The sequence below is a fragment of the Pandoraea pneumonica genome (assembly GCF_049918595.1).
Classification (GTDB): domain Bacteria; phylum Pseudomonadota; class Gammaproteobacteria; order Burkholderiales; family Burkholderiaceae; genus Pandoraea; species Pandoraea pneumonica_A.
Genome location: NZ_JBNCRZ010000005.1, coordinates 289,718 through 302,728 on the forward strand (window position 1 = coordinate 289,718; position 13,011 = coordinate 302,728).

General features: G+C 63.3%; 15 protein-coding genes. 2 read left to right on the plus strand and 13 right to left on the minus strand.

Annotated elements, in window-relative coordinates:
* Positions 1 to 15 precede the first annotated feature (15 nt).
* From ACPWR9_RS21430 to ACPWR9_RS21440, 3 genes are all read right to left on the minus strand, one after another.
* Positions 16 to 261, minus strand: coding sequence for a glycine zipper 2TM domain-containing protein (locus ACPWR9_RS21430; RefSeq protein WP_150681496.1), 246 nt, complete (start codon positions 259 to 261; stop codon positions 16 to 18).
* 121 nt (positions 262 to 382) lie between these two features.
* Positions 383 to 823 (minus strand): hypothetical protein, encoded by a 441-nt coding sequence (locus ACPWR9_RS21435; protein WP_426300406.1) that lies wholly within the window; start codon positions 821 to 823, stop codon positions 383 to 385.
* A 358-nt stretch (positions 824 to 1,181) separates the two neighbouring features.
* A complete protein-coding gene (locus ACPWR9_RS21440; RefSeq protein WP_426300408.1) occupies positions 1,182 to 2,345 on the minus strand; it encodes an MFS transporter in 1,164 nt (387 codons plus the stop codon).
* Positions 2,346 to 2,792: 447 nt separating this feature from the next.
* Between ACPWR9_RS21440 and ACPWR9_RS21445 the strand changes: the two genes are divergently transcribed.
* Together ACPWR9_RS21445 and ACPWR9_RS21450 are read left to right on the plus strand one after the other, a co-directional pair.
* Positions 2,793 to 3,437 carry a TetR/AcrR family transcriptional regulator gene (locus tag ACPWR9_RS21445; protein WP_426300410.1) on the plus strand — a complete coding sequence of 215 codons (645 nt, stop codon included), beginning with the start codon at positions 2,793 to 2,795 and terminating at the stop codon, positions 3,435 to 3,437.
* Positions 3,438 to 3,448: 11 nt separating this feature from the next.
* Positions 3,449 to 4,405: a LysR substrate-binding domain-containing protein gene (locus tag ACPWR9_RS21450; protein ID WP_426300412.1), complete on the plus strand. Its 957-nt coding sequence runs from the start codon at positions 3,449 to 3,451 to the stop codon at positions 4,403 to 4,405.
* 85 nt (positions 4,406 to 4,490) lie between these two features.
* Here ACPWR9_RS21450 and ACPWR9_RS21455 read toward each other — a convergent pair whose 3' ends face one another.
* The 10 genes from ACPWR9_RS21455 to ACPWR9_RS21500 all read right to left on the minus strand — a co-directional run bounded on the left by ACPWR9_RS21455 (position 4,491) and on the right by ACPWR9_RS21500 (position 13,000).
* A complete protein-coding gene (locus ACPWR9_RS21455) occupies positions 4,491 to 4,850 on the minus strand; it encodes a helix-turn-helix domain-containing protein (protein ID WP_426300414.1) in 360 nt (119 codons plus the stop codon).
* A 245-nt stretch (positions 4,851 to 5,095) separates the two neighbouring features.
* Positions 5,096 to 5,806 (minus strand): ABC transporter ATP-binding protein, encoded by a 711-nt coding sequence (locus ACPWR9_RS21460; protein ID WP_426300416.1) that lies wholly within the window; start codon positions 5,804 to 5,806, stop codon positions 5,096 to 5,098.
* Positions 5,803 to 6,573 carry an ABC transporter ATP-binding protein gene (locus ACPWR9_RS21465; protein WP_426300418.1) on the minus strand — a complete coding sequence of 257 codons (771 nt, stop codon included), beginning with the start codon at positions 6,571 to 6,573 and terminating at the stop codon, positions 5,803 to 5,805. Before ACPWR9_RS21465 ends, ACPWR9_RS21460 begins: the two co-directional genes overlap by 4 nt.
* Positions 6,570 to 7,544: a branched-chain amino acid ABC transporter permease gene (locus tag ACPWR9_RS21470; protein ID WP_426300420.1), complete on the minus strand. Its 975-nt coding sequence runs from the start codon at positions 7,542 to 7,544 to the stop codon at positions 6,570 to 6,572. Before ACPWR9_RS21470 ends, ACPWR9_RS21465 begins: the two co-directional genes overlap by 4 nt.
* Positions 7,545 to 7,552: 8 nt before the next feature.
* On the minus strand, positions 7,553 to 8,473 hold the full coding sequence (locus tag ACPWR9_RS21475; RefSeq protein WP_426300422.1) for a branched-chain amino acid ABC transporter permease: 921 nt from the start codon (positions 8,471 to 8,473) through the stop codon (positions 7,553 to 7,555).
* The gene (locus ACPWR9_RS21480; protein WP_426300424.1) at positions 8,470 to 9,342 is read right to left on the minus strand and encodes an alpha/beta hydrolase; all 873 of its coding nucleotides are present in this window, start codon (positions 9,340 to 9,342) and stop codon (positions 8,470 to 8,472) included. Before ACPWR9_RS21480 ends, ACPWR9_RS21475 begins: the two co-directional genes overlap by 4 nt.
* Positions 9,343 to 9,508: 166 nt before the next feature.
* Positions 9,509 to 10,702, minus strand: coding sequence for an ABC transporter substrate-binding protein (locus tag ACPWR9_RS21485; protein WP_426300426.1), 1,194 nt, complete (start codon positions 10,700 to 10,702; stop codon positions 9,509 to 9,511).
* A gap of 210 nt (positions 10,703 to 10,912) precedes the next feature.
* Positions 10,913 to 11,908: an amidohydrolase family protein gene (locus tag ACPWR9_RS21490; RefSeq protein ID WP_426300428.1), complete on the minus strand. Its 996-nt coding sequence runs from the start codon at positions 11,906 to 11,908 to the stop codon at positions 10,913 to 10,915.
* Between the two features lie 60 nt (positions 11,909 to 11,968).
* Complete coding sequence (locus tag ACPWR9_RS21495) at positions 11,969 to 12,505, minus strand: 3-hydroxyanthranilate 3,4-dioxygenase (RefSeq protein ID WP_426300430.1); 537 nt, start codon at positions 12,503 to 12,505, stop codon at positions 11,969 to 11,971.
* Between the two features lie 54 nt (positions 12,506 to 12,559).
* Entirely contained in the window at positions 12,560 to 13,000 is a 441-nt protein-coding gene (locus ACPWR9_RS21500; protein WP_150681484.1) for a RidA family protein, read from the minus strand.
* Positions 13,001 to 13,011: the final 11 nt, after the last annotated feature.

Genomic DNA, 13,011 nt, shown 5'->3' on the forward strand with positions numbered 1-13,011 from the left:
TGGCTCGGCGGTGGATTAGCGGCGGCGGTCGTTCGTAATCACGTTACCGATCACACCACCGACGACAGCGCCACCGACGGTGGTACCCAAGTCGCCGCCGGAGATCAGTGCCCCGCCCAGCGCGCCGACACCGGCACCGACTGCCGTGTTACGCGATTCACGCGGTGTCATTCCACCGCAACCTGCCAGCGAGCCGATCAGCGCGGCCCCGATGAGCAGGGTGCCGGCAGCGCGCGAGATCCGTTGTTGTGTCGTATTCATGAAGCATGACTCCTTCAAAGGGGCACGGTGCCCCGGGACTTGCAGGCCGCGCTCGTCGGCGCGGGCCTGCTGTTCGTAATGCCTTGATAGCCGTGTTGGCCTCGATGGCATCGGTGAGCGATCAGTGGGCCGTTTCCGAACCCGGTGTCGGCGCCCCCAAGCCGTTGGCCGGGTACGTCTCCTGATAGGCAGGCGGCGGAGGCGGCGGCGGGTACGGGCGGCCCTGCGCATCGGACGGATACGGTCGGCCATAGCCATCGGTCGGCGGGTACGGACGTCCGTAGGCATCGGTCGCCGGTGCCACTGGCTGCGGCGGGGCGGCATACGGACTGCATGGCGTGCCAGCCGCGTACGGCGGCGGACCGCACCTCGGGTCGTACGCCGGGTTCGTCGCTTCGTTGCCGCGATACGGCAACCGAGGCTGCGGCGGCGCTTCGTACGCACAACCCGCTAAGGTGAGCAGCACGGAAAGCAAACCTGCTGCCGTTGCCGCGGAGGCCACTCGGCGTGTCGAGGGATTCGACAGGCATGTGGCCGCGCGATTCGTATCGGTCAAGCTCATTCGGTTTTTTCGCATCATGACCTCCTTGCGAGGGCAGTGTTGATCCCACCCGTCGTCATCATGGATCGACAATGGTTCGACGCTCGATACGTGAATAAGATCGCGCGATCTTGTAAGTCTTTGTAATGGCCTTGCACCGCACGGCTGTACGAACCGAAACGCCTTGAACTACGCAGTCAGCGTGGTTTCACTGTAGACCATATCAAGCACTCCGAACGATGTAGGAGGCCGCTGACACACCATGAAGGTGGATGGTGTAGGACGCGTGGATGACGTCAAATTTGAGGGCAAGAAGAGGTCGTAGAAACCTGTCGAGAAGTCGAAAAAAACTCGTCGCAGAAACACGTGAGGAGACACGTCAAGGAGATACGTCGCCGCGTGCGCCACCGCGGTGCACGCCACAGGCGAGCAAGCCGAGGAGCAGTCCGAGGGCGCAGACACCGTCCCATCCCCAGAGGCTCCACGCCATCACGCCGAGCGCAGAACCTGCCGCACCCATCAAGAAGTAAACACTCATGTAGAGCGTGTTGAGGCGGCTGGTGGCTTCGGCGTCGAGCGCGTAGATGCGCGTCTGATTGGCGATCTGTGCAGTCTGCATGCCCAGATCGAGCACGATGACGCCGAGCGCCAAGCCGACGAGACTTGCCTGCCCCACCCAAAGTGCACCGAATGAGAGCACCACCGCGCCGATGCCGATCCACAGCACGCGGTGCGGCCCACCGCGATCGGTGTGGCGTCCGGCAAGCGGGGCCGCGAGGGCGCCCGCAATGCCGATGACACCGAACGTGCCCGCCACACCCGCATGCTGACCATGCACCGGGCTAGCCAGCCAGAGCGCCAGCGTGGACCAAAAGGCGCTGAAGGCCGCGAACAACAGCCCGCCGATGAGCGCCGATTGCCGCAGCGCGCGATGCCGTGCAAAGAGCGTGATCATCGAGCGCAACAACGCGGTGTAAGTCATCGACGTCGTGGGCGGCGCATAAGGCAACCGGCGGCCGAGTAACGCGGCCAGACACAGCATGGCGACGGCAGCGATGGCGAACATCGCCCGCCAATGCCACCAGGTGGCCACCCATCCGGCCAATGTGCGCGCGCCGAGAATGCCGATGAGCAGACCGCTCACCACCGTGCCGACCACGGCACCGCGCCGCTCGGGCAGCGCAAGTTGCGCCGCCATCGGCACGATGTGTTGCGCGACGGTGCCGGTCACGCCGATGGCGAAGCTCGCCACGACAAGTACCGCAAATTGCGTAGCCAACGTCGCGGCGGTGAGTGCCGCGCACAGGCCGATCATCTGCCAGACGATCAGTCGACGCCGGTCAGCCACACGATCCCCGAGCGGGGTGAGTAACAGCAGACCTGCCGCGTACCCCAGTTGGGCCGCTGCCGGTATGAGCGACAGTTGCCAGCCCCCCGTGCCGAAGTGTTCGCCGATATGGCCGAGCATCGGATGGCAGTAGTTGAGATTCGCGACCGCCAGTCCGCAGGCGATCGCCATCAGCCAGATATCGGCACGACTCAATGAAGCGGCCGGGGCGACCCGTGAGGACGTCGTAACAGACGACGATGAGCACGACGAAGAGGACGACTGTGAGGACGATGGCGGGGGCTGATGAGATGGCGGGAGTGACACGTGGCTTCGCGTATTTCGTCGTATATGAAAGCGGCGGAAGGTCCACATGCTAGAGACGATGTTGGACGCTGCGGCGATACGCGCCAAAACATCAGACAAGTCCCATCGGGCGATGCGTGTAATACGCGGTAATCCAGCGTATAACGCGATGTCTGTCATCGCAAACCGCGTTGTATGCGTTGGAATACCGGGAAAGTCCGGGGGAGTGTTTGCGCTTAGTTTTCGCCGCAAGCTGCGTGAGCGCTGGCATACTAGCCCCGCTGACGTTCGGTATTGCCTCAGCTGAGGTCAAGAAATTTCGATTGAGGTGCGCGGCTTACCCGCGCAGGCTTACTCATGCCACAAGTCAAGAAAGAAGACATTCGTCTGGCCATCCTCGCAGCGTCGCACGCCCTGTTTCTCGAGAAGGGGTACGTCGACACCACGATGGTGCAGATCGCCAAGCGCGCCGGTATTTCGCACGCGAACATTTACAGTTACTTCACTGCGAAGCTGCAAGTCTTCTTCTGCGTCTACGAGCGCTGGTTCAAGGCGCGCATTACCACGCTCGAAGCCGAGGTGCTCGCGGCACACGGCGCGCAAGCGCGCATGCGCCGCTTGCTGGCCGGGGTACTGGTGGAGACGCCGCGGCTCGACAACGGCTTTTCGCACAATCTCGTGCAGGCACTCGCCACGGTAAGCCCCGGCGATCCGTACGATCCGTCGTTGCTACAGTGGTTTCGTGAACGGCTCTCGGCGATGCTCGCGGCTAGCGCTCCGAGTCTGGCCCGCGACAGCGTGCGACGCGCGCGGCTGGTCGACATGCTGGTGCTGACCTTCGACGGCTGCCTCGTCAATCATCATGTCAACCCGGCCTCGCTGCCGGACGTGGCGATGCTCGAAGAGTTCGTCGCCGCTTTCTTGTCGGGCGAGCCTGCCGACGCCACGCCGGTGCCGCAGGGGGTAGGGTCGGGTTCGCCGCCCCCGGCGGCTGCGGCCTGAACGGGATCCCGATGCGTTCATTGCCCTGGACTGCCCTCAACCTCGGGCGAAAGCTCAAGTTCCATCAACTCCAAGTCTTCGATCGCGTGCTCGAAACGGGCTCGCTGGTGCGTGCCGCCAACGAGACGGGGCTTACGCAACCTGCGGTCAGCAAGATCGTGCATGAACTGGAGGCCTGTTTTGAAGGGCCGCTGTTCGTGCGCAGCAACCGGGGGATGCAGCCCACCGAGCTAGGCGAGTTGCTCGGCCATCGCGTGAAATCGCTGATGGCCGAGTTGCGTTATCTGACCGACGAGGTCAATTCGTTCAGTGCGGGCACAAGTGGTCATGTGATCGTCGGGACGCTGATCTCGGCATCGGCCGACCTGCTACCGCGCACGATTGCGATGCTCAAGTCGCGTGCGCCGGGCGTGTTGGTGACGGTGCGCGAAGCGACCACGGCGCAGCTTTTCCCGGCGCTCGCGAGCGGCGATCTGGATATCGTCGTGGGGCGGCTGCCCGAGCGGGCGCTACCGGTGGCCAACGCGTTTGCGCTGACACACGAAATCCTGTTCAACGAATCGCTCTGCGTGGTTGGCGGGGTGCGTCACTGGCCGGCATCGCCGGAGCGTGTGCCGCTGGCGCAATTGCGCGAAGGCGCATGGATTCTGCCGGTGCCCGAGTCGCCGTCGCGCTTGGCGGCCGAGCGGCTCTTTCACGACGCAGGGTTGCCGCTGCCGGAAGATGTCGTCGAGTCGCTGTCGATTCTCACCAACATCGGTTTGATGCTCGAATCGCCGCGCGTGGCGCTGATGCCGCGAGCCGCGGCCAAGCCGTTTGTCGATTCGGGGTTGCTGCGCGTGCTGGCCGACACGGTATCGGGCAGCTTCGGCGATGTGGGCTATTCGCTGCGCTCGGATAAACAGCCCAGCCCGGCGTGCGAGCGCTTCGTCGCGTGTCTGCGTGAAGCCTGCGGCCTGAAGCCCTGAGGGAAAGTGGGGCGGCTCACCGGCCCGTATGACTAGATGCCGTTGGCCGCCCTCGGATACGCACGTAGTACTCAGTGTGCCGGGATCAAAGGCCGGCGAGCGCCGACACCAGTCCCGGGTTCTGTTGAACGAGGCGAATCAGGCACACGGCCTGCGCATTGGGCCGCGCGCGACCTTGCTCCCAGTTCTCCAGCGTGCGCGGGTTGGTTCGCAAGTAGTGCGCAAAGACATTGCGCGACATGCCCAGATGCTTGCGCAAGGCAAGCAACTCCTCTGGAAAGACTTCCAACTTCGGTAACGGCGTACGTGGCAGTTCTTTGATGTTGAGCGGTAAGTCCGCTGGGAGTCCGCTTTTGACGTGCGCCGGCTCGGTAGGCGGTGGCGCACCGGTGTCCTGCGAGAGCAGCCAGCGGAACGGATTGGAAGGCGTATTCGAGTAAGCCATAGTCCTGCCCGGTGTCAGTGGGTGAGTTAAGTGGAAAGCGTGAAAAGCGCGGGTCGCGCTAGGCGCATGAAGTCAATCAAGCGGGACTGATTGCAACACAACGTCTGTTCGGGCGCTTTCACAAAACTCTCGTGATTTTCGCGTCTGACACCTATCGAGTACTACGCACTCAGGTGATGCCCGAGTGCCGCAGAGTGGTGGTGCGCACGCCTCGCATGCGCAAATTCCGACATCTCGATTCAGACTCACACGCCGAGATACGTCTGCAACTCGGCCATGTCGCGACGCAGTCCGGACGAGTCTCCCTGCCAAGCCACACGGCCCTTGTCGACGATGTAGTGGCGATCGCCAAGCTCGAGCATCGGGGCCAGATTCTTATCGATGCAGAGAATCGACAGCCCGCTGCCTTTGAGTTGCTTGAGGCATTGCCAGATTTCACCGCGAATGAGCGGCGCGAGACCTTCGGTGGCCTCGTCGAGAATGAGCAATTTCGGATTCGTCATCAGCGCCCGCCCGATCGCGAGCATTTGCTGCTCGCCACCCGAGAGATTGCTGCCGAGATTTTTCTCGCGCTCGCGCAGGCGGGGAAACAGTTCGTAGATGCGCGCGAGCGTCCACGGCGAAGACGCCCCGTGACGATTGCCCGCAGTGGCCACAAGGTTCTCGCGCACTGTCAGCGTCGGGAAGATCTGACGGCCCTCGGGCACGAGCCCCATCCCGGCTCGCGCGATGCGATGCGACGGGCTGGCGTGAATCGGCTGGCCGTCGAAAACGATCTCGCCGCGCGCCGGGCGCATCAGCCCGGTGATCGACTTCACCGTGGTCGACTTGCCCATGCCGTTGCGACCGAGCAGCGTGACGAACGCGCCACGCTCGATATCCAATTGCATGCCGAACAGCGCCTGACTCGCCCCGTAGTACGACTCGACGCCGGCCAAAGACAACAAAGTGCTCATGCCGTCGCTCCCAGCATTTCGTTGCGGGTTTCGTCCCCGAGATAGGCTTCGCGCACGCCCGCGTCGTTGCGGATGGTGTCGGCGTCGCCGCACGCAATCGCGCGGCCGTAGACCAGCACCGTGATGCGGTCGGCCAGTGCGAACACGGCGTCCATATCGTGTTCGACGAGCACGATGCCGTAATCGCCCTTGAGTTCGGCGAGCAGGTGCGTCATCTGCTCCGATTCGGCTTGCGACATGCCCGCCATCGGCTCGTCGAGCAGCAACAGCTTGGGCTGTCCGGCAAGCGCCATGGCCAGTTCGAGCTGACGATGCTCGCCGTGCGCGAGTGCGGAAGCGGGGACGTTCATGCGTGCCGCCAGCCCGGTGCGCGCCAAAATTTCACGCGCCGGTTCGACGAGCGACGCCTGACGAATGGCCGGACGCCAGAATCCGAAGCTATGACCTTGCATCGCTTGCACGGCCACCAGCACGTTTTCCAACGCGGTGAATTCGCGAAACACCGACGTGATCTGATACGAACGGGCCAGCCCGGCACGCGCACGCTGCTCGATCGGCATGCCCGTGATGTCGCGCCCGTTGAAATGAATCGAACCTTCGTCGGAGCGCAACTCACCGGCCAACTGGCCGATCAGCGTGCTCTTGCCTGCGCCGTTGGGTCCGATGATCGCGTGCAGTTCGCCGGGGGCGACATCTAGACAGAAGTGGTCGGTGGCCGTCAGCCCGCCGTAGCGTTTGACCAGTTGGTCGACTTTGAGCAGGCTCATGCTTTGCCCTCCACGGTGCGTGCGCGACGCGCCAGACGCACTTGCAGGTCGCCGAGCAGCCCGTAGAGGCCGCGGCGCGAGACCAGCACCGACACCACGATCAGCGGCCCGAAGATGATCATCCAGTGTTCGGTCAGCCCCTTCAGCCCTTCTTCGATCAGCAACATCGCGGTGCTACCCAGCACCGGGCCGAAGAACGACCCGAGGCCGCCCAGCACCACCATCACGATCAGCTCTCCCGACGCCGTCCACGCCATGTAGGCGGGCGAGACGAAGTGCGTGAGGTTGGCGTAGAGCATGCCCGCCACGCCGCAGACCATCGCGCTAATGACATACGCCACGAGCTTGTAGCGCAGCGTCGGGTAGCCCAGCGCGCGCATGCGGCGGTCGTTTTGGCGGCTGCCACGAATGACCATGCCGAAGCGTGCATCGACCAAGCGGCGGCCCGCCCAGACGCACAGGCAGAGCACGGCGAACGCCACGTAATAGAGCACGGCCGGGTCGTCGAGCGAGACGGTGCCGAAGCGGCTGCCAGCGGCCACCGGCAGACCGTCGTCGCCACCGTACTGCTTCAGACCGACAGCGAGGAAGTAGAACATCTGGGCAAACGCGAGCGTAATCATGATGAACGCGATGCCGGTCGTGCGCAGCGAGAGCAGGCCGGTCAGTGCACCGACGAGCGCGCACACCACGAGCGTCACGCCCAGATGCACGAAGCCGTTATCGATGCCGTGAAAGCTCAGAATACCGACGACGTAAGCCCCGATCCCCAGATACAACGCGTGGCCAAAGCTCACCATGCCGCCATAGCCGAGAATCAGATCGAGCGAGACGGCCGCGATAGCGAACACGACGATGCGCCCGAACAGGGTGAGATAGAACGGCTGTTGCACAGCCGTCGCGTACAGGGGCACCAGCGCCAGAAAGGCCAGCAACAGCAGCGGCACGGCGGTGCGTAGATTCAGTTTCATTTCCATCGTCAACCGTGTTTGACCGGGAACAGGCCTTGCGGACGCACTGCGAGCACCGCAGCCATGACAAGGTAGATGAGCATCGAAGCGAGGGCAGGGCCTGCGGTGTCGGCGGTGCTGCGCTCCATCAAACTGCGCAGCAGCGTGGGCAGCAACGTGCGCCCGACGGTATCGACCACGCCGACGATGAGCGCTGCGAGAAACGCGCCGCGCACCGAGCCGATGCCGCCGATCACGATCACCACCATCGTCAGAATCAGGATCGGCTCGCCCATGCCCGGTTGGACCGAGAGGATTGGGCCGGCCATCAGGCCAGCAATGCCCGCGAGAATCGCGCCCAGCCCGAACAGCAGCGAGTTGAGCAGCACGATATTCACGCCGAGCGCGCCGACCATCTGGCGGTGTGTGGCACCGGCGCGAATCAGCATGCCGATGCGCGTGCGGTGAATCAGCAGATAGCAGCCGAGGGCGACGGCAAGGCCCACCACGATGATGAGGAAGCGATATGCCGGGTATTGCAGGCCGAACAGATCGACCGTGCCGCCCAGCCACTCGGGCACTTCCATGTAGTAGGGCGACGGGCCCCAAATCATGCGGGCGAGTTCGTTGAAGAACAGAATCAGGCCAAAGGTCGCGAGCACCTGATCGAGGTGGTCACGGTCGTACAGCGTTTTGAGCGCAACAAACTCGACGATCAGCCCGATGATCAGCATGGCGGGAATGATCGCGATGGCGGCCAGCGCGAACGACCCGGTGTGGTTGTAGACAGTGGCCGCGATGAACGCGCCCATCATGTACAGCGAGCCGTGCGCGAGGTTCACGAAGTTCATGATGCCGAATACGAGCGTGAGCCCGGCGGCCATCAGAAACAGCAGCACCCCGAGCTGTAGCCCGTTCAGGCACTGCATGATGAACAGAGTCGGACTCATGCGGCCCCCTGGAGCAAGCCCATCTGACGGAAGATGGCCTGCGTCAGCGGGGCGGTGGCATCGTTCAACGTCAGCACGATATCGAAGTGATTGGTGCCCGGCATCGGCACGTATTCACCCGCGAAGCCGCGCTCGCGCCAGGCGGCGAGATAGTCCACGCTCTGGCGCTTAAATTCGGCTGTCTCGGTCTCGCCGTACGACACCACGATCGGGCAGCCGTGCGAGGGCAAATGAAAATGCGGGCTGTTGCGTGTGGCGTCGTCCGCCGAGAGCTTCATCCATTCGTTGATATGCGTGAACGGAATCGGTGTGAGATCGAACAGGCCCGAGAGCGGTGCGGCACCGGCGACAACGTCTTCCGGCACGCCGTATTTCGCATGCCAGCCCTGCGCGAGCAGCATGCCTGCGAGATGCCCGCCAGCGGAGCTGCCGCACACGTGGATGCGTTTCGCGTCGCCGTGGTGCTCGCCGATATGGCGATACACCCAGGCGAGTGCGCGGCGGGTCTGATCGACGATGGTGTCGAGCGACGCGCCCGGCGCGAGCGAATAGTTGATCGTGACGACGGTCGCACCGGCCTTGGTGAACGCCGGGGCCATATTGCTGGAGTCGCTCTTGTTCAGCGCGCGCCAGTAGCCGCCGTGAACGAAGAAGAACACCGGGGCGCCGGGGACGGGTGCGGGGAAAATGTCGAGCGTCTCGTCGGGATGATCGCCGTAGGCGACGTCGAGGACGCAGGGAACCGTAGCGCGGGCATGCGCGCTCTGGGCGGCGTATTGCTTCAGGATGTCGAGAACGTTGGGCGTGGTGGCGCGGGCGTTGTACTCAACGTCCAGCTCGGCCTCGTCGAAATTGCGGTAGCGCTTCATAAACCCTCGATAGTGCTCAGGTAATGCTCAGCTCGTACAGATCGTGCGGGACGTGCAAGTGCAGGGCCGCCGGTGCCGACGAATCATCGGCACCGGGGCACTCGCGGCCACCCGTAATGCACTCGGGCGTGGCCGCTAAAGACGAATCACACCAGGCGAATCGAACTTACGACTTGATCTTGCACTGCGCGGCCAGGTCGGCACGCGTCTGAATCTTGATCTGGCCCTTGGTCGCGAAGGCCGCACCTGCGCTGTCCTTGACGACGTCCACGCGATAGAACTGCGCGACCGGGAACTGATTGCTCGCAAACTTGAACGGACCGCGCACCGACGAGAAGTCGGCTTGCTTGAGTGCGGCGCGCAGCGCTTCACGATCGGCGACGCTGCCCTTCGTCTTGGTGAGCGCCGAGTCGATCAGGTTGGCCGCGTCGTACGACTGCGCGGCGTACATCGACGGCACGCGGTTGTACTTCTTCTGGAAGGCCGTGACGAATTGCTTGTTCTGCGCGTTATCGAGATCGGGCGAGTAGGGGGCGCTGGTAATAGCACCTACGGCAAGCTCCTTGAGCGCGGGCAGGGTCGAGCCGTCGATGGTCGAGACCGAGATCAGCGGAATCTTGCCGAGCAGCCCGGCCTGACGGTATTGCTTGACGAAGTTCACGCCCATGCCGCCCGGGTAGAACACGTAGACGGCGTCGGGTTTGGCGGCCTGCAACTGGGCAATTTCAGCCGAGTAGTCGGGCTGGTTGACCTGCGTGTACACCTCGTCGACGATCTGGCCCTTGTAGTCGCGCTTGAAGCCGTTCACGGCATCGCGACCGGCTTGATAGTTCGGGGCCATGACGTACATCTTCTTGTAGCCCAAATCGGTCGAGAGCTGACCGCCGGCTTCATGCAGTTCGTCGTTATCCCACGAGGTGGAGAAGAAGTTCGGCGAGCATTGCGCGCCGGCAATCGGGGTCGGGCCGGCGTTCGAGCCGACCATGACCACGCCCGCATTGGTCACGTTCTTGTGAATGGCCATCATGACGTTCGAGAACGTCACGCCGGTGATGATCGACACCTTGTCGCGCTCCACCAACTTCTGCGCGGCTTGCACACCCACGTCGGGCTTGAGCTGGTCGTCTTCCTTGATCACCTGCACGGGCACACCGCCCAGCTTGCCGCCCTTTTGCTCGACCGCGAGCATGAAGGCGTCGTACTGGTCCTGACCGAGCGCGCCGCCCGGGCCGGAGAGCGTGCCGATGAAACCGATCTTGACCTGCGCGTGTGCGCCGCCCGCCGTGAACATGGCGGCAGCTGCGGCGATAGCGCCCAGGACTGCGATCGTTTTGCGTTGCGTGGTCTTCGTTCCCGTCATCATGGTCTCCAAACTAAGTTCCGGAACTGGCAAACACTGTCAGCAGAGGATCCGTGCCGGGCGGCCTGAACGCTTCTTCATGGCGGTCATGACCGGTCCGGCACGTCGATATTATGTAGATTGTTTAAGCATCAAATATTTCAGTGCCCAGCCTAAACGACGCCTATTACGTAGGCAAGCAATTTCAAAAACACCTCGGGAAAGCACCAGTTACAGGCCGAAGAACTCCCGGGCATTGCCCACGAGAATGCGCTCGCGGGCGTGCGCGTCGAGCTCAGGCTGTTCGGCCACCAGCTTGCCGATGTCCTGCTCGCCCAACGGGAACGGGTGGTCCGAGCCGAGCATGATGCGCTCCACGCCCATCGTCTCGACCAGCAGGCGCAGCGCGCGCGGATCGAACACGGCGCTGTCGACGTAGAAGCGGTCCAGATAATGAGACGGCGGATGCGGGCTATCGGCGCGCACGATGTCGCGGCAATGCCACGCGTTCTCGGCGCGGCCCAGCAAGTACGGGAAGCCGCCGCCGCCGTGCGCGAAGCACAGCTTGAGCGAGCGCGGCAGGCGCTCGAACGCGCCCGAGAGAATTAGCGAGAGGATGGAGAGTTGCGTCTCGGCGGGCATGGCCACCAGCCACGGCATCATCCACTTCTTCATGCGGCCGTCGGTCATCATGTCCCACGGGTGCACCAAGACGGGGATGTGTTCGTTGCCGCAGTGCCGCAAAAACGCCACCAGATGTTCGTCGTCCAGATCTTTCGGGCCGAGGTGGTTGCCGATTTGCACGCCGACGTGGCCGGTGGCCTTGGCGCGCGACGCCTCAGCGCAGGCGAGGTCGAGGTCTTGCAGCGGCACTTGCGCCATCGCTTTCAGACGCGTGGGCGCGTAAGCGCAGTGCTCCAGCGCGAGATCGTTCATGCGCTGCACCCAGTCCATCACCGCGTGGCCGTCGTAGCGATAGCCGAACATGATCGGCGTGGCGCAAACCACTTGCAGGTCGATGCCGTGGCGGTCGAGTTCTTCGATGCGCAGCGCCGGGTCCCACAGGGCGCGATAAACCGGGCGGAACGCTTTGTCGGCGAGCATGATGTTGCCGGTCTCGCCGCCTTCGTCGATACGCAGCCACGGCGCAGTGGCGGCGTCCAGTCGGGCCGCTTCTTCGCGCGTGATACGCGGGAAGAAGTGGGCGTGCATGTCGATTTTCTTCATGAAGTGGCTAGTGGTGTCGGGTGATGGGCTTGGCGCCGCGTCTATCGAAGCGCGATCGCGTCAGGCAGCTTTCGGGGCAGCACGTCCCGGATGAATCTCTCCGCAGCCGGGGCAACGGCGCAGCGTCTCGCTGCCGTAAAACGCTTCGAACAGCGGCGGCAGGTCGGTCACGATGCTCTTCAATTGCACTTCGACGCGATGCACTTGCGTGCCGCAGTTCAGGCAGTACCACTCGAAGCCGTCGACGAGACCCGCCGGGCGCTGGCGCTCGATCACGAGGCACAGGCTGTCGGCTTCCGGACGCTGCGGCGAATGACGCACATGCGGCGGCAACAGGAAAATGTCGCCCTCCTTAAGATCGACGCGCTCTTCACGGCCATCGATCCAGAGCTTGAGCCACGCATTGCCCTTGAACTGGTAGAAAAATTCTTCGAGCGGATCGTCGTGATAGTCGGTGCGGTGGTTGGGGCCGCCGACCACCGTCACGATGAAATCGCTGTCCTGCCAGACTTGCTGGTTGCCCACTGGCGGCTTGAGCAGATGAGCATGCTCGTCGATCCAGCGCTGGAAATTAAAGGGTTTGCCATACGTCAACATGCTGTCTCCCGGGTCATGTCGCGATGAATCAATGTTTTTCAGTTGGCGTTGTACTTAACGCGCGCGCGGCGAGTAAGCCACGCATTTGATTTCGATGAGCAGCAGCGGGTGAGGCAACTGATGCACGGCCACGGTCGTGCGCGTGGGGCCGTTCTCGTCGAAGTATTCGCCGTACACCTCGTTGTAGCCGCCGAAGTCGTTCATGTTCACGAGAAACGAACCGACTTCCACCACGTCGGCGAGCGTCGCGCCTTCGCTGGCGAGAATGTCGCGAATGTTCTCGATGACGGCCCGCGTTTGCTCGCGAATGTCGAGCTGGGTCACGCCCAGCGCATCGACTTGTGCACCGGCGTAGCTGTTATCGGGGCGGCGCGAGCTGGTGCCCGAGACGTACAGAAAATCGCCTGCGCGTTTGATGTGCGGGAATTTGCCGCGCGGCTTGGCCTTGCCTTCGACCACGCGGGCTTGGGTGTCTTGCGATTGCGATGCGCTCATGAGTGTCTTGT